A 25,406-nucleotide genomic window follows, 5' to 3' on the forward strand; every position below is an offset into this window, starting at 1 on the left:
CTATGAAATTAATCATTCAGATTCCATGCTACAACGAGGCAGAGACACTTGAGATAGCCTTAAATGATTTGCCTAAGCATATTGATGGAATCGATGAAATTGAATATTTAATTATAAATGACGGAAGTGCAGACAACACTGTTGAGGTTGCAAAAAGATGGGGCGTACATCACATCGTTAATCTCCGTCGTAACAAAGGTCTTGCTTATGGATTTATGGCTGGTATTGATGCTTGCCTTCGCCATGGAGCAGACATTATCGTAAATACGGATGCGGACAATCAATATGTTGCAGACGATATAGAACTTTTAGTTAGACCAATTATTGAGGGACGCTCAGACATCGTTATTGGCGCAAGACCAATCGATGAGACAGAGCATTTCTCACCTTTGAAAAAGAAGTTACAACACTTTGGAAGCTGGGTAGTTCAGAAAGCCAGCAATTCAGATATCCCTGATGCTCCTAGTGGATTTAGAGCATATTCAAGGGATGCAGCCATGAGGCTCAACGTTACAAACGATTATACATATACACTTGAGACTATTGTGCAAGCGGGGCGCAATAAAATCGCTCAGACCAGTGTGCCTATTCGTACTAATGGCGAGCTTAGACCATCACGTCTGTTCAACAGCATGATGGGCTATGTTAAAAAGTCTATGGTTACTATACTTAGGGCTTATTTAATGTATCAGCCTTTGAAGACATTCAGTCTTTTGGCTATAATACCATTTATTGTTGGATTAGGGGTTATCATCAGATATTTGGTATATGTTTCAATGGGTAATTCAGCAGGACATGTTCAGTCACTTATACTTGGCTGTACTCTTTTAATCATGGGATTCATTTCCCTTATGATTGCGCTCATTGGTGATCTTCTTGCTAAGAATCGCAAGATTCTAGAAGATATTGAGTACCATACAAGAAAGATGGATTACGATGGGGTGAATAATAAAGATGGATATAAAAAGGAGAATAACTTATAATGTTAACTAAAGAAAAAGCACTCGAGATACTGAGGGAGAATAATCAGGAACACGTTATGAATTTCTTTGACCAGCTTCCTGAGGAAAACAAGACAGAGTTTCTTAATCAGATTGAAAATATTAATTGGCCAGACTTCAAGCTTATCGGCTCAAACGAAGCTGCAGCAAGAGGAGAGTTTAGCGTTCCTCCAGCAGTAAGTATTTCTGAAATTGCAAAGAAGCACGATGAGTTCGAAGCAATCGGATTAGAGGCAATCAAAAAAGGCGAAGTAGCAGCAGTTCTTCTTGCAGGTGGAATGGGCACTCGTCTTGGATTTGATTTACCAAAGGGATGCTTCAATGTTGGCGAAACAAAAGAGCTCTACATTTTCCAGTGCCTTATCAACAATCTTATGGATGTTGTTAATCAGGCAGGTTGTTTTGTCCCTCTTTATATTATGACAAGTGAAAAGAATGATCAGGCTACACGTGATTTCTTAGCAGAGCATGATTATTTTGGATACAATCCTGAGTACGTTAAGTACTTCATTCAGGATATGGCTTGTGCTGTTGATTACAATGGTAAGCTCCTTCTTGAAGAGAAGGGACGTCTTGCTACATCACCAAACGGAAATGGTGGTTGGTATGCATCAATGGTAAAGGCAGGCCTTGATAAAGAAATGAAGGCAAAGGGTGTTAAGTGGATTAACATCTTTGCAGTAGATAATGTATGCCAGCGAATTGCAGATCCAGTATTTGTTGGAGCTACAATTGCAGGCGGATACGAAGCAGGCTCAAAGGTTGTTCGTAAGGTTGATCCACAGGAAAAGATGGGTCTTCTTTGCCTTGAGGACGGCAAGCCATCAATCGTTGAGTACTACGAAATGTCAGATGAGATGGCAGAGGCAAGAGCTGAGGATGGTAGCCTTCTTTATAAATACGGCGTTATCCTCAACTACTTATTCTCACTTGAGAAGCTTGATGAAATCGTTAACAACAACATGCTTGTACACGTTGTTGAGAAAAAGATTCCACACATCGATGCTGATGGAAATCATGTTTCACCGGAAGAACCAAATGGCTACAAGTTCGAACTTTTAGTTCTTGATATGGTTCATATGATGGATTCAAATCTTGCATTTGAGGTAGACAGAGTACACGAGTTCGCACCAATCAAAAATCTTCATGGTGTAGATTCGGTAGACAGCGCAAGAGAATTGCTTAAGAAAAATGGAGTTATACTCTAACTAAAAGCAGTTTAGCTGCTTAGGTTAAAGGAGAAAGACTTGTACAAAAAAAAGAAGCGTTCCTGGGTAAAACATTTTGATTTTATAATCCTGGATATGATTGCTGCGGAGTTAGCACTTTTTATTGGTGTTTATATCAAGTTCCACAGCATAATCTTTTTGGATCGTTTTGAGTGGTACAACCTCTATCAAAGCTTGGCAAAAATATTGCCATTCATTGATTTAACAGGCGTACTATTTACAGAGACTTACACAGGAATTTTAAGAAGAACAAAATATCAAGAAATTACTTCTACTGTATGGCATAGCTTGATAAACTTCCTTGGCGTATTACTTTACATGTATGCCAACCAGACATCATACTACTATTCTCGATTTGCGTTAGGTGCTTTCGGAATAGCAATGATTGTTGTTACATACATTGTTAGAGTTTTCTGGAAGAGGATTATCCGTAGAAGAAAACTTTTGGATGTAAACAAATCATCCATGGTTGTCGTTGCGGAGTCTACTACAGTAGAACATTGTCTTTCAGAAATAGCTCACAGCCCATATACAGAGTTTAAGGTTGAGGGCGTTGTAGTTGTTGATAAGGATATGACTGGTCAGGAGATTCAAGGCATTCCAGTAGTTGCAAATGCGGATAGCCTTTTTGAGTATCTCAGGACAAATGTTGTGGATGAAATATTCCTTGATGGTAACACAAGAGCCAGCGAGGAAAGCTTGGCAGGACGTTTAGTTGAACAGGGACTTACAGTTCATATGTCTTTGATTCATACAAATAATCTTATGCCAAACCGCATTATGGAAACATATGGCGATTATGTTGTACTTACAACAAGTATGCATATTGCAAACAATAGACAAGCGTTCCTTAAGAGATTGATGGATATCTGCGGCGCAATCGTAGGATTGATTTTAGCGTTTATAGCTTTTGTAATATTTGCACCAGTTATAAAGCTTCAGTCTCCGGGACCAGTATTTTTCACTCAGACACGAATTGGAAAGAATGGCCGTAGATTCAAATTCTACAAATTTAGAACCATGTACATTGACGCTGAGGAACGCAAGAAAGAGCTTATGTCTCAGAATGAGATGAAGGGTAATATGTTCAAGATGGAAAATGATCCTCGTGTCACACCAATTGGACATTTTCTGAGAAAATATTCTATCGATGAGTTGCCTCAGTTCTGGAACGTTCTTATAGGAGAAATGTCTCTTGTTGGAACGAGACCACCACTTGAAGAGGAATACGAGAATTATGCTCTTCATCACAAGGCTAGATTGTCTATCAAGCCAGGACTTACAGGTATGTGGCAGGTTAGCGGTCGTAGCGACATAAAAGATTTTGAGAAGGTAGTTGCTCTCGATACAGAATACATATCTAATTGGTCTCTTGGATTAGATATCAAGATAATATTTAAGACTATAGCTGTTGTTTTTGGTGGAAAGGGCTCGAAATAGTGGCGGATACATATTTTTCTTTGGTCATCTGGACTATAGATACAGATATGGATTATTTCAAAGATTGTCTAGAGTCTATAGATGAGCAAGAGTACCGTAATTTTGAACTTTATATACTAGATAATAATCCTTCTAATGCCATCGAAGTTACCATTAAGGAATTCTTCCCGGACATTGTAGATAAGGTTCATTATCGTCGACTGAAAAAGAAATCTGGAGGTGCCTATGCTTACAACATAGGCGCCCATTTTGCAGAAGGGGATTATCTGGTTTATTTAGGGCAGCACGATCGATTAAGTCTTAAGACTTTAGCATTCTTAAATGAAAAGATTTCACAGCTGGACAATGATAGTATCGTATATACGGATAACGATGAAATCGTTGGCCAGGATAGAATGAATCCTCATTTTAAATGTGATTTCAACAAAGAACTATTATTGCAGACAAACTATATTGGCGAGTTTGTTGCAATTGCACGTAATGTGTACAGACGATTGGGAGAATTCAATGAAAAGGCTCAGACTGCCTATATCTATGAATATCTTCTTCGGGCAGCATTCAAAAAAGAACCTATAGAGCATATTCCATCCCTTTTGTATCATAAACGTACTTCCGAAAAGCTTCTTACAAAGGAGCAAAGGGCAGAAGCTAATTTCTATTGCAAGGAGCATATGGCTCTTGCTATTTCTTATCTTCGACAAACAGGAGTTATCGCAGAGGGGCGAATTGATGCATCTTTAAAGAAGTGGCATTTGGATTACGACGAAACATCTTTTAGGCGCTTTTCCAAAGACTACATGTTCTTTAAAGAGGAAGATGTTAAACTTTACACTAGAAATAATGCTAAAAAAATGTATGCATATCTAAATCAGCCTGACGTGGCTGTGGTAGGTGCTCGCTTCATAGATAGGGGCTTCACTTATGACAATGTAGGATATGTGTTTGATACAGATGGAGCGTGGTATCCGGCGTTCCATGGACAGCGAATTTTCAGAGATAGCTACGAGAATTTGGCTAGCATGCCAAGAGATGTATCAATGGTAGATGCAGGTTGTTGCATGATAGATTCAAAGGTATATAGAATGCTTCATGGCTTTGATACCAGACTATCAGGCCAGGATGCAATGTTTGATTTTTGCCTTAGGGCAAAAGCGAGAGGATATAGAACAATAGTCATTCCAAAAGTTATTGCTAGAAAAAAGAATAGAATGACAATTACATCCACAGATTCTCATGAAATATTGATGGAAAAACATGGTGAAATCATTAAGAATGGTGACACTTTTTACAATAGGAATTTACCTGTTGGTATGGAAAATTATATATTGCCGGGAACGCAAGAGTAAAAATGATTAATTTTTGCCGCGTTTTTTATAGAATGTGACAGAAATATTTCAGTTTTCTTGACAATATATTAAAGCTTAGAGTAGACTAGCATAGTTATTAATACTAAGATGGGAGTAATAATCTGATGAGTAATTTCGAAGATTACGATTTAAGAAGAAGCTCTGGAACTGGCAGAAATCCAAGACCAGCTAATAGAACTTCTGCATATAGAACCGCTGGAGGAACAGCGTCTAGATCATATGGTAGAGATGCAGATATTTCACCAGATCTTTCATTAGATGATGAAATAGATTTGTATGATTACGATTTACAGAGTGAGACAATGAGCCAGCGTAGACCAAGTGGAAGTAGACCTTCAGGAAGTAGACCAAGTGGAAGCAGACCAAGTGGAAGTAGACCACGTAGCGCTTCTTCATCACATAGAACTTCAGCAGCTGCTGCGCATCCTTCTGCAAGTAAGAAGAGAAAAAAGCCAGCTGCATCACATCCTAACAGACCAACTAGAAATACTGCCCCAGCTAGAGGTAAAAATGTCCCTAGCGGGCGTAAAGGTGGCGGCAAGAATGGACGTGGAGGAAAGAAGAAAGCAAGAAGAAATATTATTGTTGTAGAGATAGTAGTATTGTTACTTCTTTTAGTTATTTTCTTCCTTTGGAATAAGTTCGGTAAGGTTAACTGGGATAACATCAATATGGATGAAATTGAAGTTAACAACCTTGATACAGAGACAGAGGAGTTGTTAAGTAACTACACCACACTTGCATTGTTCGGTGTTGATAACCGTTCTAATGGAAACCTTGACAGTGGTAACTCAGATACAATCATTCTTGTTTCTATCAACAACGATACAAAAGAAGTTAAGATGCTTTCTGTACAGCGTGATACATATCTCCAGATTACAGAGGGTACATATAGAAAATGTAACTACGCATACAACCACGGTGGTGTTGAGACTGCTATCGGAATGTTAAATACTAACCTGGATCTTAAGATTTCTGGATATGTATCAGTTGACTTCTATGCACTTGCTACTATCGTTGATGACTTAGGTGGTTTGGAACTTGAAGTTACTCAGAAGATGATTGATACAGATAACCCAGAGACACATCAGAATGCTCTTGCTGGTTATATTGCCGAGGTAGAAAACGTACTTAACTACTATCCTAATGAGGAAGAGGGATGGAAGTATTCAGATTGCTACTTCGATAGCCCAGGAACATACACACTTAATGGTGCTCAGGTTGTTGGTTATTGCCGTAACAGATATGCTGTTGATAACGATTATGGTCGTGCTGAGAATCAGCGTAAAGTAATAAAGCTTCTTGTAGAAAAAGCAAAGAAGGCAGATGTTGCTACACTTAACAAGATTGCAGATGATGTCTTCCCTAGCATTTCAACAAGCTTATCACTTTCACAGGTGCTTTCAATGGCAGCATCAGTTGGTGATTATGAGATTGCTGATTCAACAGGATTCCCATTTGCACTTAAGGACACTACAATAAGCAAGACTACTGGTTCAGTATTGGTTCCATGTACACTTACATCAAATGTTGTTCAGTTACATGAGTTCTTATACGACCAGCAGGATTACGATCCTACTGACGATATGGTTGATGTTATTAGCGACCACATTGTTAATGAAACGGGATTCACGGAAGATAGTGCGACAGTCACACAAACTACGGATTAAAAGATCAATAAAGTATCTTTACAGGGGCTTGCCTTTTGGCAGGTCCCTGTTTTACTTTTGAGCCAAATAGTAGTAAAATCAAATGGCTTGTATTTATTAATTATGCGAGTTTATGAAAGGAAAAAGGACATATGTGTGGAATAGTAGGATATGTTGGTAAGTCACAGGCAGCGCCAATTTTGTTAGATGGACTTAGCAAGCTTGAGTACAGAGGTTATGACTCTGCTGGTATGGCTGTTTATGATGGCACCAAAATCGAATATGAAAAGGCAAAGGGACGTCTTCGTCTTCTTAGTGAGAAAACTCACGATGGTGAGACAATGCAGGGTACAATCGGCATTGGTCATACTCGTTGGGCTACTCACGGTGAACCAAGCGAGGCGAATGCTCATCCACATCTTAATGAGGAGGAGACAATCGCAGTAGTTCATAATGGTATTATTGAGAACTATGCAAAGCTTAAGGAAAAGCTTATCAAGCGTGGATACAACTTCAAGTCTGAGACAGATACAGAGGTTGTTGCTCACTTACTTGATTATTACTATAAGCAGGGCAATGATCCTCTTACATGCGTAACAAAGGTTATGCATCGTGTTGAGGGTGCTTATGCTCTTGGTATTATTTTTGCTGATTATCCAGATCAGATTTACTCCGTTAGAAAGGACAGCCCACTTATTGTTGGTCTTGGAAAAGATGGCAACTTAATCGCATCTGATGTACCAGCTGTTCTTAAATACACAAGAAACGTATACTTCATTGAAAACGAGGAAATTGCACGTCTTACAGAAGATACAATTGAATTCTTTGATGTAGATGGTCAGCCTATCGAAAAGGAAGCTAAGACAATCGATTGGGATGTTGATGCTGCAGAAAAGGGTGGTTATGACCACTTCATGATTAAGGAGATTCACGAAGAGCCAAAGACAGTTCGTGATACACTTAATCCAAGAATTAAAAATGACACTGTTGATATCGAAGAGCTTGGTATGAGCGATGATGAAATTAAATCTATTTCACGTATTCGTATCGTTGCCTGCGGTAGTGCATATCACACAGGTGTTACAGCTAAATATGTTTTTGAGGAAATGGCACGTATCCCAGTTGAGGTTGATATAGCCTCAGAGTTCAGATACAGAAATCCAATCCTTCAGGAGAATGAGCTTGTTATTGCCATCAGCCAGTCTGGTGAGACAGCAGATACAAAGGAAGCAGTTCGTATGGCTCGTGCAATGGGCAACATGACACTTGCTATCGTAAACGTAGTAGGTTCTTCAATTGCTCGTGAGGCAGAAAAGGTTATGTATACATGGGCTGGTCCTGAGATTTCAGTTGCTACAACAAAGGCATACTCAGCACAGCTTGTTGCATTATACTTACTTGCTATGAAGTTTGCTGATGTTAGAGGTCTTCTTTCAGCAGAGGAAATGAAGTCTCTTATCACAGATTTAAAGAAGCTTCCAGAGCAAATCGAAATGCTTCTTGGAAACAAAGAACGAATCCAGAAATTTGCTAACAGATTCGTTGCTGCTAAAGATGTATTCTTTATTGGACGTGGAATCGATTATGCGATTGCAATGGAAGGTTCCCTTAAGCTTAAGGAAATCTCATATATTCATTCAGAGGCATATGCAGCTGGAGAATTAAAGCATGGAACAATCTCTCTTATTGAAGAGGGAACACTAGTAGGTGCTGTAGCAACTCAGGAAAATATCTATGCAAAGACTGTTTCAAATATCGTAGAGTGCAAGACACGTGGTGCTTTCATTCTTGCTGTTACAACAGTTGGACATGAAGATATCGAAAAAGTAGCTGATTACGTAATGTACATTCCACAGACAAATAGATACTTTACAAATTCATTGGCTATTATTCCACTTCAGTTGTTTGGATATTATGTTTCAGTAGGTAAAGGTTTTGATGTAGATCATCCAAGAAACCTTGCGAAGTCAGTTACTGTTGAATAAACCGTCACCTGACTATCACATTACTGGGTTATTCTTACTAAAAGTTTAAATGGAGGCGAGTTTATGAGTGATTTATACAACAATGGAGGCTCAAACAATGGGCCAGAAAACAACAACGGTTCATATTCCTACAAGAAGGACGAAATAAACCAAGGTGAATCTTATTATCAATGGTCACCATATGATAATGGTAATAAGAACAAAAAGCAGAAAAAGTCCACAGGTTTTGTAGGAAAGCTTGGACGTGCAGTTGCAATAGCGTTAGTATTTGGCTTGGTTGCTGGTACAGCATTCCAATCAGTGGTATATGTTTCAAACAGATACCTGCCTATGTCAGCATCGTCAGAAGAAAAAATCGAATCTACTGAGACGGAAGACACAGCTAAAAGTGCAAGTGGTACAGCTCTTTCTACAACATCAAATAAAGTATCTACAACAGTTACTTCAGATGTATCAGAAATTGCTGAAAATGTACTTCCAGCAATCGTACAGGTTACAAATGTAGGTCTTACAGAATATCAGACATTTTTCGGAACAATGCAGCAGGAGACAACATCAGCTGGTTCCGGAATCATCATTTCACAGGATGATGACTATATTTACATTGCAACAAACAATCACGTAGTAGCAGGTGCGGAAACACTTACAATTACTTTCAACGATGGTGAAGCCGTTGAAGGAACAATCAAAGGAACAGATTCATCATGTGACCTTGCTGTAGTAGCAGTTGCAGTATCAGATATTCCTTCAGATACTCTTTCAGTTATTAAGGTGGCAACACTTGGTGATTCTGATGCAACTGTAGTAGGTGAGGCTGCTATCGTAATTGGTAACGCACTTGGTTATGGTACATCAGTAACAACTGGTATTGTATCTGCAAAGGACCGTGAAGTTTCAATCACAGATGAGGAAGGAAATCTCGTTACAAACAGTCTTATTCAGACTGATGCAGCAGTTAACCCAGGTAACTCAGGTGGTGCATTACTTAATGCTACAGGCGAGGTAATCGGTATTGTATCTGCAAAACTTGCAGATGAGTCTGTTGAAGGTATGGGATATGCAATTCCTATCTCTTATGCATGGGACATTATCCAGCAGATGATTGATAACGATGTTGTTTCAGAGCTTGATGCATCATATTTTGGAATTGCTGGTAAGGATATTACATCAGAAATGTCTGAGCAGTACGATGTTCCAGTTGGTGTATATGTAGCTCAGGTAGTTGCAGGTTCAGGTGCAGAAGCAGCTGGTATCGAAGTTGATGACGTAATCACATCATTCAACGGTCGTACAGTTACATCTGTAAACACACTCAATAACATTATGAAGTATCTTCCAGCCGGAACAACAGTTGAGGTTACTGTTGCCAAGGCATCAAATAACTACGAAGAAGAAACCGTAGAAGTAACACTTACACACAAGGTTGACGCAGTACAATAAACTAATACTTATCTTGGTCACAAGATAAGTATTACTGGAGACGCCTTTGCCGAAGGCAAATATCAAATGGCGTCGACTTACCCGTAAATATAATTTAAGGCTAGCCAGATAATTCTGGCTAGCCTTAAATTATATGAGCCATGCTGTAGGCTTGTAGCCGTAACGGCATGGCTCTCTTAGTGTAGTGGCCTATCTAGGTGTTATACGTGTGTTGAGGTCTACGCCTGCGATTGCGCTGGCCTGCGCTACTACATTAGGGTCTGCACAGTTCTGATAGAAGGTGTAAGACATCTTCTTTGAACCGTCTACGTTGCAGAGTCCGTTGGCAAGGCCCTGTGCGATTTCACCTGGATCATCTTTTTCTCGTGAAAGAATCATTCCATCAATGTGACTGTTGTTCATAGCAACAAGGTATGCATATACAACAGCTGCAGCTTGAAGGTTTTCACCTGAAAGTGATGTGTAGCCCTGCTCAGAAAGCTTTACAGTTCTTACAGCACCTGTTGGTGAAAGCATATCTTTCTGGCACATGAAGTCTGTTACAACATCTATATTCTGAAGTGAAATGTAAGGTGAGTTCTGACTGTGTGTTAAGCTGCCAGAAGGTGCCCATGGTGTTGCACTTGTAAGTGGCGTCATGTAAGCATGTGTTGCAAGTCTCCAGTCTACATTTCCTTCTGCCTTAATCATTGAATTAAACTGTACTAAGAAAGACTTACCAGCATAGTAATTTGCTGCACCAGCTCTAGCCCACTGCTGATCTGTACAAACGTATACATTAGCTGTTGCGTTTTCAGATTTGATTCCGTTGTACATAACACGGAACGCATTTGTATATTGCTGAGTGAAAGCCTCTAATGAACCGCAGTTCATGTAATTCCAATCGCCCCAAGCATTTACTTCATTTCCAATGATATAGTTATCAACCTGACCGAATCCGTGGCCTGAGTATCTGTTTCCAAGGAATGCGGCAGCAGCGCTAAGGATATCTACACCTTCAGCTGTTGATGCATTCAAACCATAGTAATTGTGAAGTCCTAATCCATCATAAGAATAAGGATTAATAAATTCTGTCTGAGCTGCCTGGTCAACAACAATAATTAATGTAACCTGGCATCCCATTCCGTTGTATTTTCTAATAGCGTTGTCATATCCAGAAAGTCTAGCTGTCTCAAAGTGATAAATCTTTCCGTTATAATTATATGAACCGCCACCATTTGAAATCCATGAAAGTGGAAGAGTTAACTGAACCTGTTGGCAACCAAGGTCTCTTGGCTGGTTCTTATTAAAAGTTGCAACATCAAGTGCTGGAAGAATACCCTTCTTTCCATAATCCATTCTTGCACATGCATATGTAGCACATCCTTCAGGATTTGTAATGTACATGCTGTTTGAAACTGGTGAAAGAGCGCCGCCCTTCATAACACAAACTGTAAACTTCTTGAAGAGCATTGTGCTTGCAGTTCCTTTTCCAAGTGGAACAGAGAATGTTGCCCCAGAAGCTGCTGTAGCCTGAGCTACATCAATACCTAATGGTGCTGTCTGGTTTGCGTCAGATGCTACAAGGTGGAATAAACCATCCTCTGATGATGCTGCACCGGAAGTTGTAACAACAACATCTGCGCCTTGAATCAAAGCTGCAGCGATTGTGACACCGCTAGCTGCTGCCTTTGTTTTTGCCTCTGCGTTAAGGCTAGGTACTGCTAGAAATGCACTAAGCGAAAAAACTAATGCAAATGCAATACTAGCAATTCTTTTAGAAATCTTCATATATCATAGCTCCTTTCAGCCGATGAATCTTCTCCGGTAGCCGGAGTCATTTAAAAATATATCATGATTATTATTAAAAATCATAGAAATTATAAAATATACAAGAAAATAACATAGAAAAAACATAAATCTTTTTCACAAAATTTTCATAGCTGATTTGTGAGAATGGACGAAATAGTCCCGGAGTTATTGACTGGAGAGGCATAAAGAGCTAATATCAACTCGTACTGGAAACGTTACCAGTAACGGTTCCAGAATAACTAAATATAGCTCTTAACAGGACGGATTAGGCCCCGAAATGTTAAATAAAAAGGCTATGTGAGTTCAATAAAGGAAGGAAAAATCATGACAATTAAAGACATTGCACGTTTATCAGGTGTAAGTGTCAGTACCGTGTCAAGGGTGCTTAATGACCATCCTGATGTAAGCGAGGAAGCTAAGGAAAAGGTATTAGCTGTTGTGCAAGAGTACAACTATATACCTAACACTAGCGCAAGGGAGCTTGGTAGGACTTCCTCAGACAACATAGGAGTTGTTGTGAGAGGACTGTCTAACCCATTCTACACAAAGATTATTACAGAGATTGGAAGCGGAATTGAAAAGGCTGGATACACTATGGTGATGCAGCAAATCGCAGCAGGCGAGGATGAGATTATGACCGCCGCCAAAATGGAAAGGGATAAGAAGCTCCAAGGTCTGATTTTTCTTGGAGGAAATTTGGATTATACAAAGGAACGAATGACTAGCATCAATGTTCCTTATGTATGTTGTACATTCAATAATCAGTATGGAACATTAGATAAATCTGATTATTCGAGTGTATGTATAGATGATAACCAGGCTGCTTATGATGCAGTGGAATATTTGGTTAATGAAGGCCGCAGAAAGATAGTTGTTTTGCTATCAGGAGTGGAGGATGGCTCAGTCAGTCAGGTGAGATTTGCCGGCTATAAACGAGCATTAAAAGATTTTGGAATACAACTAGATGAAAATCTGATAATAGAAATCAATAGTTTCAATATTGCGGATGCCTATTCAGGCATGAAAGATTGGCTAAAAAAGAATAGAGAATTCACAGCGGTGTTTGCTATCTCAGATAATATGGCAATGGGAGCGATGAAAGCTTTGAGGGAAGCTGGTAAAAAGATGCCAGAGGACGTTGCGGTTATTGCGATAGATGGAATTGAAGCTTCTGAATACATGAATCCTGTGTTATCAACTCTATGTCAGCCAATGGAAAAAATGGGCAGTGAAGCAGTGAAATTGTTGGTAGATATCATTAATGGAAAAAGCACATACAGACATGTGATTCTTCCAACTACTTTAAGAGAAGGTGAGACTCTTAAGTAGGTAATTCTCTTGGTTTTTACAAAGGAGGTATAGAGTCCTTTGTTGAAACATAGAAATTATCATACACAAAAAGGAGAGTGTAAGAAATGAAGATGAAGAAAGTATTGGCATTAGGGTTAATCGCAATGATGTCGACAGCTGCATTTGCAGGCTGTGGTTCAAGCGAAAGCAGTGATGGTGGTTCTGCTAGCACAGGCGATAGTGCAAGTGGACAGGTTTATTATCTTAACTTCAAGCCAGAGGCAGATGAGGCTTGGCAGGAAATCGCTGCACAGTACACAGAAGAGACAGGTGTTCCTGTAACAGTTATTACAGCAGCTTCTGGTACATACGAGGAGACATTGTCATCTGAGATTATTAAAGACGAAGCTCCTACATTATTCCAGGTAAATGGTCCAGTAGGTCTCGCTAACTGGAAGGACTATTGCTATGACCTTAAGGGTTCATCTCTTTATGATGAGTTAACAAGCGATTCATTCGCACTTTATGATGGAGATGCTGTTGCAGGTATTGCATATGTAATCGAGTCTTATGGACTTATCGTAAACACAGAATTACTTGACCAGGCTGGATACTCACTTGATGATATCGCAAGCTTTGATGACTTAAAGAAAGTTGCAGAGGATATTACAGCTCGTTCAGGTGAGCTTGGATTCTCAGCATTTACATCAGCAGGTATGGATGGTTCTTCTGATTGGAGATTCAAGACACACCTTGCAAACCTTCCTATTTACTTCGAGTATCAGGATAAGGGCATTGATTCTACAGATGCTATCGAAGGAACATACCTTGATAACTACAAGGCTATGTGGGATCTTTATATCAACAACGCAACATGTGATCCTTCTGAGTTAGCTGGTAAGACTGGTGATGATGCAGAAAATGAATTTGCAGAGGGCCAGGCAGTATTCTATCAGAATGGTTCATGGGAATATAAGAACCTTACAGATAAGGGTATGACAGATGATCAGCTTGCAATGATTCCAATTTACATTGGCGCAGGCGATGAGGCTAATCAGGGACTTTGCACAGGTACAGAGAACTACTGGTGTGTAAACTCTGAAGCATCAGAAGAAGATATTCAGGCAACAATTGATTTCCTTACATGGATGGTTACATCTGAGGCAGGTACACAGATGCTTTCTGAAAACATCGGTGTAATTCCTTTCAAGAATGCAGCAGATACAACTAACCTTTTCGTACTTAACGATAGAGCATACACAGAAGCAGGTAAGACACCAGTTTCTTGGAACTTCACAACTATGCCTTCAGAAGAATGGAAGAATGGCGTAGGTAGTGCTCTTACAGCATATGCAGCAGGCACAGGTTCATGGGACGATGTTGTTTCAGCATTCGTTGATGGCTGGGCATCAGAATACGCTGCAGCTAATAACTAAAGAAAGACTCTTTTTAGAGTATTTTTTCTTCTTTTATTCTTAGGAGGGCGAGGCCTAACGCCCTCCAAATTTTTTGGGATTGGAGATTGCTATGGAGAAAGCTATTAGAAAATACTGGCCCATATTTGTACTACCTACTTTAGCCGCTTTTTGCGTCGGTTTTATATATCCATTTGTACAAGGTTTGTATTTATCATTCTGTAAATTTACAACTATTAAAAAAGCAACATTTATTGGAGTAGACAATTACGCGTATGCAATACTAGATAGTGAGTTTTGGCATTCATTCTGGTTTACAGCGCTTTTTACTGTGGTATCCACAGTGTTAATAAATGTAATAGCATTTGCTATTGCTCTGGCACTTACAAACAAAATAAAAGCATCTAACTTTTTTAGAACAGTTTTCTTTATGCCAAACCTAATCGGTGGAATTGTTCTTGGATATATTTGGCAGATACTTTTAAACTGCGTTCTTTCACTTTTGGAAAAGCCACTTCTTGCTCTTAATGCAACATACGGATTTATCGGTTTGACAATTCTTATGTGCTGGCAGCAAATTGGTTATATGATGATCATCTACATCGCAGGACTTCAATCTATTCCTGATGATTATATTGAAGCTGCAAAGATTGATGGCGCTACAACAAATCAGATACTTTTCCGAGTTAAGATTCCAAATGTAATGCCTTCAATTACAATTTGTACTTTCCTTACAATCACTAATGGATTCAAGCTATTTGATCAGAACCTGGCATTGACAGGCGGCGAACCTGCACATGCATCAGAGATGCTTGCTCTTAATATTTACAACACCTTCTACAGCCGTACAGGCCCTCAGTGGAAAGGCTATGGTCAGGCAAAGGCTGTTATCTTCTGTATTATGGTAATCATTATCTCCATGATTCAGTTGAAGTTTACTAAATCAAAGGAGGTGCAGCAGTAATGAAAGCAAAAGAGAGAATTGCCAAGGGTATTTTATTTATTGTTTTATGCATTTTGGCTGTACTTTGGATTTATCCAGTATTTATGATATTAATCAACTCACTTAAGGGTGATACATTTATCAGCACTAACACAGTTTTTCAACTGCCAGATGCGAAGAGCTTTATAGGTCTTGAAAACTATAAGGATGCTCTTTCTTCAAAGGGATTTGCAGCAGCTTTTGGATACAGCTTAGTTATCACAGTCACATCTGATGTGCTTATTTTGCTTGGTACATCCATGTGCGCTTGGTACATAACACGAGTTCACGGAATGCTCTCAAAAGTATGCTATGCTCTTTTCGTGTTTTCAATGGTAGTTCCATTCCAAATGCTTATGTTCACACTTTCATCTACAGCTGATAGATTGGATTTGGACACACCATTCAATATATGTATAATATATTTAGGTTTTGGCGCTGGACTTGCGGTGTTTATGTTTACAGGTTTCATGAAATCAATTCCTCTGGAAATTGAGGAAGCAGCAATGATTGATGGCTGTAATCCAATCCAGACATTTTTCCAAATTGTTTTACCTATATTGAAGCCAACACTTATTTCGGTAGCTATACTTGAAACAATGTGGCTTTGGAATGATTATTTATTACCATATCTTGTTCTAGACCGTAAGAAATATATGACTATTCCAATACTTATTCAGTATTTCCGCGGCAGCTATGGACATGTTGAAATGGGACCTATGATGGCATGCATCATGATGACAGTTTTACCAATCATCATCATGTACATTTGCCTTCAGAAATATATTATCAAAGGCGTAATTGCTGGAGCTGTAAAAGGCTAGGAGAGAGAATATGAAAAGAAGTAGCGGTATTTTACTGCCTATATCTTCATTGCCATCTGCATATGGCATTGGCACATTTGGAAAGGCAGCGTACAAATTTGCAGATTTTTTGAAAGCTTCAGGTCAGAAGTATTGGCAGGTTTTACCACTGGGCCCAACAAGCTATGGCGATAGCCCATACCAAAGCTTTTCTACCTTTGCCGGAAACCCTTATTTCATAGATCTTGAAATGCTGATAGAGGAAAAGCTTCTTACAAAAAAGGAAGTAGAGGCTGAAAACTGGGGGACAAATCCTAGATACGTGGATTATGGACAAATCTACAGTAGCAGATTCAAGATTCTTGAAAAGGCAAAGGAAAGAGGCTACAAGGCTGCGTTAGGGGATATTTCTCACTTTAAGAAAAACAATCCATGGGTAGAGAACTATGCTTTATTTATGTCTATTAAAAAGCATTTTGGACAGCTTAGTTGGCAAGAGTGGCCAGAGGAAGATATTCGTCTTCACAAGCCAGAGGCCGTAGAAAAATACAGAAAGCTATTAGAAAAGGATATTGAATTCTTTATATACATTCAGTACTTATTCTTCAAGCAGTGGACAAGGCTTAAAAAATACATCAATGATTTAGGAATAGAAATCATTGGAGATTTACCAATATATGTAGCGCTTGACTCATGTGATGTTTGGGCTGAGCCAGAATTCTTTAGTCTGGATGAGGAAAACTATCCAGTTGAAGTGGCCGGTGTTCCACCAGATTACTTCAGCGAGGACGGTCAGCTTTGGGGCAATCCATGTTACAACTGGAAAGCATTAAAGAAGGATGGCTATCGCTGGTGGATTCGTAGAATAGAAGGTGCTGCAAAGCTCTACGATGTATTGCGCATCGATCACTTCAGAGGATTTGATGAATACTGGGCTGTGCCAGCAGGACAAAAGACTGCAAAGAAGGGTAAATGGAAGAAAGGCCCTGGAATGGATTTGGTAGGTCTCTTATCTGAAAAATTCCCAAATATCGAATTCATAGCAGAGGATTTAGGAGAACCATCTCCAACTGTTGTGGAGCTTCTACATGACAGCAAGTGGCCAGGCATGAAGGTTCTTGAGTTTGCATTCGATTCAGGAGAACCAAACAACTACCAGCCACACACATACGACAAAAACTGTGTATGCTACACTGGCACCCACGACAATGCGACAGTCATGGAATGGTACCAGGAAGCCAACAAAAAAGACAAAGAATATGCCAGCAAGTATCTAGGCATCTCCAAATCAGAGGGCTTTAACTGGGGCATGATTCGCGGCGGAATGAGTTCTGTAGCCACTCTATTCGTAGCTCAGATGCAGGACTTTCTTGGCCTTGGCAAATACAACCGTATCAACGTCCCAGGCACAGAATCAGGCAATTGGCAGTGGCGCCTCATCGAGGACGAAATCACAGACGACCTTGCAGAAAAAATCTACAAAATGTCTGTCATGTACGACCGCACAAAGAAAAAAGAAACCCCTAAAAAGCCTGCTAAAACTAAGGCCAAAAAATAACCCATACTCCTACTCGCACCCCTAGTGTATGTAAAACTGGCTGCCCTCCGGGGGCCCTGCACCGGTCTGTATTGGGGAGTCGATTTCGCGAATATTATAGTTTTTCTTAGTGCAATAGGCGAGCATACTACAGGTGTCTTGTTGCGGGATGAACTTTTTCTGAATCTGTATTGGCTAGGACGGACACTATAATATTATTAATATGGATTTCCAAAGCTATGGTACCTTGGGTTCATATTACATTCGCTAAGTAGAACTAAAAAAGAGATATTTGTATGTATGAGCACCGTGGCACATTCAACATCGTGTTTCAAGTGACCACTGCTGCCGCCGTCCTAGCGGCAGCTGCTCATCCATATCAAATATCTCTTTTTGTTCTACTAAGCTTATTCCAAAATCACCCAAAGGTATCCATAGTTTTTGAAATCCATATTCTAATCAAGAACTGTGTGTCCGTCCATAGACATACAGATTCAGAAAATGTACAGACCTGCAAAAGACACCTGTAAATAAGTGTGCTCGCCTTGCACTTTAGAAAAACATAATATTCATGCGATGACTCCCCAATACAGACCGGTGCAGGGCCCCGGAGGGCAGCCAGTTTATTGTACTTTTATGGGGGGGCGAGTAGGAGTTGGGTGGAGGTACGGTTTTGATTTCGAGGGGTATATGTGGTACAATAGCGCAAGATTCGCATATTTGACGGAGGTTTTGTGATGAAAAATAGAGTTTTAGCATTAGCTTTAGCTACAGCTATGGCGGCTTCGATGATGGCTTGTGGAAAATCATCTGAGGAAGCTACAGAGGAGACTACACAGGTAGCAGAGATAGAGTACAATGTTGACGATTACGTTACACTTGGGGATTACAAAGGGATTGAAGTTACAATCGAAGGTGAGTATGAGTATACTGACGAGGGATTTGCGCAGTATGTAGCAGATACTATTGAGTCTGCGGCAGTTTTTGCTGAGGATGATAGCCAGACAGAGGTTCAGGAAGATTCAATTGTAAATGTTGATTATGTTGGTTCGCAGGATGGAGTGCCTTTTGATGGTGGTTCAGCAGAGGACCAGATGATTGATGTGGCAGGCAATTGCATGGCTGGCGGTACTACAGGCTTTATCGATGGATTTACAGCAGGTCTTGTAGGACATAGCGTTGGTGATGAAGTTGCATATGATGTTACTTTCCCAGAGTCATATGGCAATACAGATTTAGCTGGCCAGACAGTAGTATTTACATTCCAGATTAATTACATCGCTAAGGCTGTTGAGTCAGAGGATGATTTAACAGATGCTGTAGTATCAGATAATTTTGGATACGATACAGTTGATGAATATATGGATTCTCTCAAGGAAGAATATACAGCTTCATTAGAGGACAATCTTGAGAATGATACAGAGACTGCTGTATTAAATGCTCTCATTAACAACTGCACTGTTTCAGAGGTACCAGAGGGACTTCTTCAGGCAAGAGTAGATCTTATCCTTTCTATTCAGAGCAAGCAGTATGAAGCATACGGCACAACAATGGAAGCATACCTTACATCTATGGGATACGATTACCAGGAAGTAATCAAAACTCTCACAGAGAATGTTAAGGAATCAACTAAGACAGAGCTTATCCTTGAGGCAATTGCTAATAAGGAAGGTATAGAGGTTGATGAAGAGGGTTACACTGAGTTCATCACACCAATTTATCAGAATATGGGTTATACAGACCTTGATACATTCTATGCTGATTTCACTGTAGATGGATATGGCGGACAGAAATATTTTGAGCTTGCATATCGTACAGAAAAGGCAACAGATTTCTGTGTAGAGAATGCTGTAGTTAATTCTACAAATGTTCTTAATGCAGATGCTGATACAGAGGAAGATTCAGAAGTTGTAACAGACGAAGAGTTGGAATCAGAGGTGGAAGTAGAAGCTGAGGGACAGTAGGAAATACTTTCTATTTTTACCTAGCTGTAGTATAATTTACTCTAGCTTTTTGGCTCTTAGGAGCAATTAATATAAAAGGAGAAATAAGATGGAACACATTAAGACACTTAACACAAAGAGATTACAGAACACAGTTAAAGAAGGCGGATGTGGCGAGTGCCAGACATCATGCCAGTCAGCTTGCAAGACATCTTGCACAGTTGGTAACCAGAGCTGTGAGCACAAGAACTAATCTTACAAAGATTATCTATATTTAACGCGAAGGCCGGTCCTGTCTAATGTAAATTAGGGGAACGGTCTATTGTGCGTTTATGAAAGGACTTTATTTTTAGTGATACACCAGTTTAAAAACAACGGTTATAACGTTGTCATAGATATTAACAGTGGCGCGATTCACGTAGTTGATGATGTCACATACGATTACCTTGCTCTCTGGCAGGAGCATGGCGCAGAGGTCGCTTTTACAAAGATGAAAGAGAGCCATTCAGAAGTTTCAGAGGAGGAGCTTAACGCTATCAAATCCGAAATTCAGCAGCTTATTGACGATGGCTCATTATTTACAGAGGATAATTACGAGCCTCACATTGCTGATTTTACAGCACGCCCTACAGTGGTAAAGGCTCTTTGCTTACATATAACACACGATTGCAACTTGGCATGTAAATACTGCTTCGCAGAGGAAGGCGAATACCATACAGGTAAGCGCGAGCTTATGAGCTACGAAGTTGGTAAGCAAGCACTTGATTTCTTGGTTGCTAATTCAGGCAGCCGTCGCAACCTCGAGGTTGATTTCTTCGGTGGCGAGCCACTTATGAACTGGCAGGTTGTAAAGGATCTTGTTAAGTATGGTCGTTCAATTGAAAAGGAACACGGAAAGAATTTCCGATTCACTCTTACAACAAACGGCGTTCTTTTAAATGATGAGATTCAGGAATTTGCAAATAAAGAGATGGCTAATGTAGTACTTAGCTGCGACGGTCGTCCAGAAATTCATAATCTTATGCGTCCATTCAGAAAAGGCGCACCAAGCTACGAAATCGTTATGCCAAAGTTTAAAAAGTTGGCAGAATCAAGAAATCAGGACAAGTACTACATCAGAGGTACATTCACTAGAAACAATCTTGATTTTTCAAAGGATGTTATCCACTTGGCAAACGAAGGCTTCAAGCAGATTTCAGTTGAGCCGGTAGTCGCTCAGGATACAGATGATTACGCTATCCGTGAGGAAGATCTGCCAAAGCTCTTTGAAGAATACGATAATCTTGCCGCAGAGATGATGAGACGTCAGGGCACAGATGAGGATTTCAATTTCTTCCACTTCATGATTGATTTGGAAGGTGGCCCATGTGTTTACAAGCGTCTTTCAGGATGTGGTTCAGGAACTGAGTACATGGCAGTTACACCTACTGGTGAGCTTTATCCATGTCATCAGTTTGTTGGAAACACAGACTTCTGCCTTGGCGATGTATATAACGGAGTTAAAAAGACTGATGTTGTTAATCAGTTCAAGCATTGCAATGTATACGCTAAGGAAGAATGTAAGAATTGCTTCGCAAGATTTTACTGTAGCGGTGGTTGTGCAGCTAATGCATACAACTTTACTGGCAGCATTTTGGGGAACTATCATGTTGGCTGCGAGTTACAGAAAAAACGTATTGAATGTGCTATTGCATTAAAGGTTCACGCAAGCGAGCTAGAGGCTGAGGCACAATAAATAGAATAGGAGAATAAAAATGAAACGTTTAAAAAAGGGACAGGGTATTGCCTGGCTTGTTGCGTTCGTAGTAATCCTTGGTTTACTTGGTTACTATGCAGCACTTGTTCTTACAGGCACAATCAATAAGACTGACGACAGCCTTAAGTTAGGACTTGATCTTGACGGTGGTGTCAGCATTACATACGAAGCAGTTGGAGATACACCTACTGACGAGCAGATGGAGGATACAATCCTTAAGCTTCAGCAGCGTATCGAAAACGACTTGGGCGAAGAAAGCTCAACTACAGAAGCTAATGTTTATCGTGTAGGCGATAAGCGTATCACTGTTGAAATTCCAGGTGTTTCTGATGCTAATGCTCTTTTGGAAGAGCTTGGTACACCAGGTACACTTTACTTCATTACTCAGTACGATATTGAGGGAAATCCAAACTACACAATCAACGGTTACGATGCAGATGGTAACATCGATGGCACACTTAACTATGACATCGATACATTGATTGATAATGGCTCAGTTATTGCAACTGGTACAAATGTTACTAGCGCACAGGCAGCTACTCAGACAAACCAGACAACAAACGCTACAGAGTATGTTGTTCAGCTTCGTTTCGACGATGAGGGAACAACAGCATTCTCAGCAGCAACTACAGCAGCTTCATTAACAGGTGATTCAATTGCAATCTACTATGATGGTAAGTTTGTTTCAGTTCCTACAGTAAAGAATGCAATTTCAGATGGCAATTGCATCATCGAGGGAATGGATTCATACGAACAGGCTCAGAAGCTTGCTTCATACATCCGTATCGGTGGTCTTGATATCGAGCTTACAGAGCTTGAGTCTCAGGTAGTAGGTGCTCAGCTTGGTTCTGACGCACTCAGAACATCACTTATTGCTGCAGGCGTAGGCCTTGTAATCGTTATGTTATTCCTTATTGCTATGTACTTAGCACCAGGTGTTGTTGCTTCACTTGCACTTGCGCTTTACACAGCAATGCTTATCGGAATCTTAAAGGCATTCGATATTACACTTACATTGCCAGGTATCGCTGGTATGATTCTTTCAATCGGTATGGCGGTTGATGCCAATGTTATTTGCTTCGCACGTATCCGTGAGGAGATTAAGAATGGCCGTCCTGTTATCTCAGCAATTGAAACAGGATTCTCAAAGGCTCTTTCAGCGATCCTTGATGGAAACATCACAACACTTATTGCAGCAGCAGTTCTTGGAATCCTCGGTTCAGGTACTGTAAAGGGATTCGCAATTACACTTGCACTCGGTGTTGTTTTATCAATGTTCACAGCGCTTGTTATTACACGTATCCTTATGAACTCTTTCTATGCACTTGGCATTCGTTCTCCAAAGGCATACGGTAAGGCTAAGGAACCTACAAAGTTCGATTTCGTTGGAAAGAAGGCAATCTTCATTACTATTTCGGTTGCAATTATCGCAGCTGGTTTCGTAACAATGGGTGTATTCAAGGCAAAGGACGGAGCAGGACTTAACTACTCTCTCGAGTTCCTTGGTGGTACATCAACAACAGTTGATTTCAACGAGACATACACACTTGAGCAGTTAGATAGCATTGTTGTTCCAGACATCGCTTCTACACTTGATATTAGCGAGGGAAGCATCCAGACAACAACAGTTGATGGAAGCAACCAGGCAATCTTCAAGACACGTACACTTACACTTGATGAGCGTACAGCTTTAAATGAAATGCTCGAGTCAAAGTACTCAGTTGCAGAGGATTCAATTACTTCACAGAGTATTGGTTCTACAATCTCAGGCGAGATGCGCAGCCAGTCAACAATCGCAGTTATCGTTGCAGTACTTTGCATGCTTGTATATATTTGGTTCAGATTTAAGGACATCAGATTTGCATCATCAGCAATCATTGCTCTTATCCACGATGTACTTATTGTATTGTCACTTTATGCATTTGCACGTATATCAGTTGGTTCAGCATTCATTGCATGTATGCTTACAGTTATTGGTTACTCTGTTAACGATACAATCGTTGTATTTGACCGTATCAGAGAAAACCACAAGGCAATCAGAACAGAGACAGTTGAGAATCTTAAGGAGCTTGCAAACAGCTCATTGGCACAGACATTGTCTCGTAGTATTTCAACATCAATCACAACAGCAATCATGGTACTTATGCTTCTCATCCTTGGTGTTTCATCAATCAGAGAGTTCGCATTACCACTTCTTGCTGGTGTAATTGCTGGTACATATTCATCTATCTTTATCGCAACACAGCTTTGGTACATATTTAGAGTTAGTGGTAAGAAGTCGAATTAATTATCACTCATCAAATAGTTATTAAAGTATTTAGTATAGATTAGGAGATATAGTATGATCGACATTAAATTTTTACGTGAAAATCCAGACGCAGTTAAAGAGAATATTAAAAAGAAGTTCCAGGAGCACAAGCTTGGTCTTGTTGATGAAGTAATTGAGCTTGATGACAAGAGACGTGCTGCTCAGCAGGAGGCAGATGACCTCCGTGCTGAGATGAACAAAGCATCTAAGCAGATCGGTGCATTAATGGGACAGGGCAAAAAGGATGAGGCTGAGGCTGCAAAGAAAGAAGTTGCAGAGCTTAAGCAGCGTATCAAGGACCTTGAGCCAGTTGAGAAGGAGCTTTCAGATAAGGTTGAAGAAATCATGATGAAGATTCCTAACATCATTGATCCTTCAGTTCCAATTGGTCCAGATGATTCTTGCAACGTTGAAATCGAAAAGTTCGGTGAGCCAGTGGTTCCTGATTTCGAAATCCCATATCACACAGATATCATGGAGAGATTCAATGGTATCGATATGGATGCAGCTGGTAAGGTTGCAGGTAATGGTTTCTATTACTTAATGGGAGATATTGCTCGTCTTCATTCAGCAGTTATCTCATATGCACGTGATTTCATGATTGATAGAGGATTTACATATTGCATCCCACCTTTCATGATTCGTTCAAACGTAGTTACTGGCGTTATGTCATTCGAAGAGATGGACGCTATGATGTACAAAATCGAAGGTGAGGATCTTTACCTTATTGGAACATCAGAGCATTCAATGATCGGTAAGTTCATCGATACACTTAATGATGAAGCAAACTTACCATACACACTTACAAGCTACAGCCCATGCTTCCGTAAGGAAAAGGGTGCTCATGGTATCGAGGAGCGTGGTGTATATCGTATCCACCAGTTCGAGAAGCAGGAGATGATTGTTGTTTGTAAGCCAGAAGATTCAAAGATGTACTATGACAAGCTTTGGCAGAACACAGTTGATTTATTCCGTAGCTTAGATATTCCTGTACGTACACTTGAGTGCTGTTCAGGAGATTTAGCTGATCTTAAGGTTAAGTCTTGTGATGTTGAGGCATGGTCACCACGTCAGAAGAAGTACTTCGAAGTTGGTAGCTGCTCAAATCTTGGCGATGCACAGGCACGTCGTCTTAAGATTCGTGTTAAGGCTGAGGATGGTACAAAGTACTTTGCTCACACTCTTAACAACACAGTTGTTGCTCCACCTCGTATGCTTATCGCATTCTTGGAGAACAACCTTCGCGAGGATGGCAGCGTAGCTATTCCTAAGGCACTCCAGCCTTACATGGGTGGCAAAGAAGTCCTCATACCCGTAAAATAATCGTATTTGACAATATATTCGAATCATATTATTATTCATCGGGAAGAAATCTAATATAGTATTTAATGGCAAGTAGCATCAAAGTCTCGGTAAGCGCGAGGAGGAAGGCTCCATACAAGCTAGGAAGGAACCCCGAAGGGGGAGGTT

Annotated in this window: 18 protein-coding genes; 17 read left to right on the forward strand and 1 reads right to left on the reverse strand. The window is 40.1% G+C overall.

Translation table 11 applies throughout. The features are described 5' to 3' along the window. The first annotated feature begins 2 nt into the window (after positions 1 to 2). The 7 genes from CRN97_RS10635 (at position 3) to CRN97_RS10665 (ending at position 10,111) form a co-directional block, all read left to right on the forward strand. Positions 3 to 983, forward strand: coding sequence for a glycosyltransferase family 2 protein (locus CRN97_RS10635; protein WP_097076873.1), 981 nt, complete (start codon positions 3 to 5; stop codon positions 981 to 983). Beyond that, complete coding sequence (locus CRN97_RS10640; RefSeq protein ID WP_097076874.1) at positions 983 to 2,209, forward strand: UTP--glucose-1-phosphate uridylyltransferase; 1,227 nt, start codon at positions 983 to 985, stop codon at positions 2,207 to 2,209. The genes CRN97_RS10635 and CRN97_RS10640 overlap by 1 nt, the downstream gene beginning before the upstream one ends. Before the next feature lie 39 nt (positions 2,210 to 2,248). After that, positions 2,249 to 3,670, forward strand: a complete 1,422-nt coding sequence (locus CRN97_RS10645; RefSeq protein WP_097076875.1) for a sugar transferase — start codon at positions 2,249 to 2,251, stop codon at positions 3,668 to 3,670. After that, on the forward strand, positions 3,670 to 5,016 hold the full coding sequence (locus tag CRN97_RS10650; protein WP_097076876.1) for a glycosyltransferase family 2 protein: 1,347 nt from the start codon (positions 3,670 to 3,672) through the stop codon (positions 5,014 to 5,016). Before CRN97_RS10645 ends, CRN97_RS10650 begins: the two co-directional genes overlap by 1 nt. Positions 5,017 to 5,141: 125 nt before the next feature. Next, positions 5,142 to 6,707, forward strand: a complete 1,566-nt coding sequence (locus tag CRN97_RS10655; RefSeq protein ID WP_097076877.1) for an LCP family protein — start codon at positions 5,142 to 5,144, stop codon at positions 6,705 to 6,707. A 131-nt stretch (positions 6,708 to 6,838) separates the two neighbouring features. Beyond that, entirely contained in the window at positions 6,839 to 8,671 is a 1,833-nt protein-coding gene (gene glmS, locus CRN97_RS10660) for a glutamine--fructose-6-phosphate transaminase (isomerizing) (protein WP_097076878.1), read from the forward strand. A 63-nt stretch (positions 8,672 to 8,734) separates the two neighbouring features. After that, complete coding sequence (locus CRN97_RS10665; RefSeq protein WP_074791688.1) at positions 8,735 to 10,111, forward strand: S1C family serine protease; 1,377 nt, start codon at positions 8,735 to 8,737, stop codon at positions 10,109 to 10,111. Between the two features lie 189 nt (positions 10,112 to 10,300). Here the strand turns inward: CRN97_RS10665 and CRN97_RS10670 are convergent, their stop codons facing one another. Then, on the reverse strand, positions 10,301 to 11,881 hold the full coding sequence (locus CRN97_RS10670; protein WP_097076879.1) for a DUF5722 domain-containing protein: 1,581 nt from the start codon (positions 11,879 to 11,881) through the stop codon (positions 10,301 to 10,303). A 345-nt stretch (positions 11,882 to 12,226) separates the two neighbouring features. On the opposite strand from CRN97_RS10670, the gene CRN97_RS10675 reads away from it, so the two are divergent. From CRN97_RS10675 to serS, 10 genes are all read left to right on the forward strand, one after another. After that, positions 12,227 to 13,231: a LacI family DNA-binding transcriptional regulator gene (locus CRN97_RS10675; protein WP_097076880.1), complete on the forward strand. Its 1,005-nt coding sequence runs from the start codon at positions 12,227 to 12,229 to the stop codon at positions 13,229 to 13,231. 86 nt (positions 13,232 to 13,317) lie between these two features. Continuing rightward, positions 13,318 to 14,628: an ABC transporter substrate-binding protein gene (locus CRN97_RS10680; RefSeq protein ID WP_074791694.1), complete on the forward strand. Its 1,311-nt coding sequence runs from the start codon at positions 13,318 to 13,320 to the stop codon at positions 14,626 to 14,628. A 91-nt stretch (positions 14,629 to 14,719) separates the two neighbouring features. After that, complete coding sequence (locus CRN97_RS10685) at positions 14,720 to 15,571, forward strand: carbohydrate ABC transporter permease (RefSeq protein ID WP_033151792.1); 852 nt, start codon at positions 14,720 to 14,722, stop codon at positions 15,569 to 15,571. Then, on the forward strand, positions 15,571 to 16,413 hold the full coding sequence (locus CRN97_RS10690) for a carbohydrate ABC transporter permease (RefSeq protein WP_097076881.1): 843 nt from the start codon (positions 15,571 to 15,573) through the stop codon (positions 16,411 to 16,413). The genes CRN97_RS10685 and CRN97_RS10690 overlap by 1 nt, the downstream gene beginning before the upstream one ends. 10 nt (positions 16,414 to 16,423) lie before the next feature. After that, complete coding sequence (gene malQ, locus CRN97_RS10695; protein ID WP_097076882.1) at positions 16,424 to 17,950, forward strand: 4-alpha-glucanotransferase; 1,527 nt, start codon at positions 16,424 to 16,426, stop codon at positions 17,948 to 17,950. A gap of 716 nt (positions 17,951 to 18,666) precedes the next feature. Further along, positions 18,667 to 19,893 carry a trigger factor gene (gene tig, locus CRN97_RS10705; RefSeq protein WP_097076884.1) on the forward strand — a complete coding sequence of 409 codons (1,227 nt, stop codon included), beginning with the start codon at positions 18,667 to 18,669 and terminating at the stop codon, positions 19,891 to 19,893. An 88-nt stretch (positions 19,894 to 19,981) separates the two neighbouring features. Then, a complete protein-coding gene (gene scfA, locus CRN97_RS10710; protein WP_033151787.1) occupies positions 19,982 to 20,125 on the forward strand; it encodes a six-cysteine ranthipeptide SCIFF in 144 nt (47 codons plus the stop codon). Between the two features lie 99 nt (positions 20,126 to 20,224). After that, positions 20,225 to 21,607, forward strand: coding sequence for a thioether cross-link-forming SCIFF peptide maturase (gene scfB / locus CRN97_RS10715; RefSeq protein ID WP_044936176.1), 1,383 nt, complete (start codon positions 20,225 to 20,227; stop codon positions 21,605 to 21,607). A 19-nt stretch (positions 21,608 to 21,626) separates the two neighbouring features. Further along, a complete protein-coding gene (gene secD / locus CRN97_RS10720; RefSeq protein WP_097076885.1) occupies positions 21,627 to 23,915 on the forward strand; it encodes a protein translocase subunit SecD in 2,289 nt (762 codons plus the stop codon). 54 nt (positions 23,916 to 23,969) lie between these two features. Further along, positions 23,970 to 25,259 carry a serine--tRNA ligase gene (gene serS / locus CRN97_RS10725; protein WP_044935509.1) on the forward strand — a complete coding sequence of 430 codons (1,290 nt, stop codon included), beginning with the start codon at positions 23,970 to 23,972 and terminating at the stop codon, positions 25,257 to 25,259. Positions 25,260 to 25,406 lie beyond the last annotated feature (147 nt).

Origin of the sequence: Pseudobutyrivibrio ruminis DSM 9787 (assembly GCF_900218035.1) — a bacterium.
In the GTDB taxonomy this organism is placed as follows: Bacteria; Bacillota; Clostridia; order Lachnospirales; family Lachnospiraceae; genus Pseudobutyrivibrio; species Pseudobutyrivibrio ruminis.

Excerpts from the sequence above, each read along its gene's own strand:
- CRN97_RS10635 (WP_097076873.1), top strand. The coding sequence starts at position 3 with ATGAAATTAATCATTCAGATTCCATGCTACAACGAGGCAGAGACACTT.
- CRN97_RS10640 (WP_097076874.1), top strand. The coding sequence starts at position 983 with ATGTTAACTAAAGAAAAAGCACTCGAGATACTGAGGGAGAATAATCAG.
- CRN97_RS10655 (WP_097076877.1), top strand. The coding sequence starts at position 5,142 with ATGAGTAATTTCGAAGATTACGATTTAAGAAGAAGCTCTGGAACTGGC.
- glmS (WP_097076878.1), top strand. The coding sequence starts at position 6,839 with ATGTGTGGAATAGTAGGATATGTTGGTAAGTCACAGGCAGCGCCAATT.
- CRN97_RS10665 (WP_074791688.1), top strand. The coding sequence starts at position 8,735 with ATGAGTGATTTATACAACAATGGAGGCTCAAACAATGGGCCAGAAAAC.
- CRN97_RS10670 (WP_097076879.1), bottom strand. The coding sequence starts at position 11,881 with ATGAAGATTTCTAAAAGAATTGCTAGTATTGCATTTGCATTAGTTTTT.
- CRN97_RS10675 (WP_097076880.1), top strand. The coding sequence starts at position 12,227 with ATGACAATTAAAGACATTGCACGTTTATCAGGTGTAAGTGTCAGTACC.
- CRN97_RS10680 (WP_074791694.1), top strand. The coding sequence starts at position 13,318 with ATGAAGATGAAGAAAGTATTGGCATTAGGGTTAATCGCAATGATGTCG.
- CRN97_RS10685 (WP_033151792.1), top strand. The coding sequence starts at position 14,720 with ATGGAGAAAGCTATTAGAAAATACTGGCCCATATTTGTACTACCTACT.
- CRN97_RS10690 (WP_097076881.1), top strand. The coding sequence starts at position 15,571 with ATGAAAGCAAAAGAGAGAATTGCCAAGGGTATTTTATTTATTGTTTTA.
- malQ (WP_097076882.1), top strand. The coding sequence starts at position 16,424 with ATGAAAAGAAGTAGCGGTATTTTACTGCCTATATCTTCATTGCCATCT.
- tig (WP_097076884.1), top strand. The coding sequence starts at position 18,667 with ATGAAAAATAGAGTTTTAGCATTAGCTTTAGCTACAGCTATGGCGGCT.
- scfA (WP_033151787.1), top strand. The coding sequence starts at position 19,982 with ATGGAACACATTAAGACACTTAACACAAAGAGATTACAGAACACAGTT.
- secD (WP_097076885.1), top strand. The coding sequence starts at position 21,627 with ATGAAACGTTTAAAAAAGGGACAGGGTATTGCCTGGCTTGTTGCGTTC.
- serS (WP_044935509.1), top strand. The coding sequence starts at position 23,970 with ATGATCGACATTAAATTTTTACGTGAAAATCCAGACGCAGTTAAAGAG.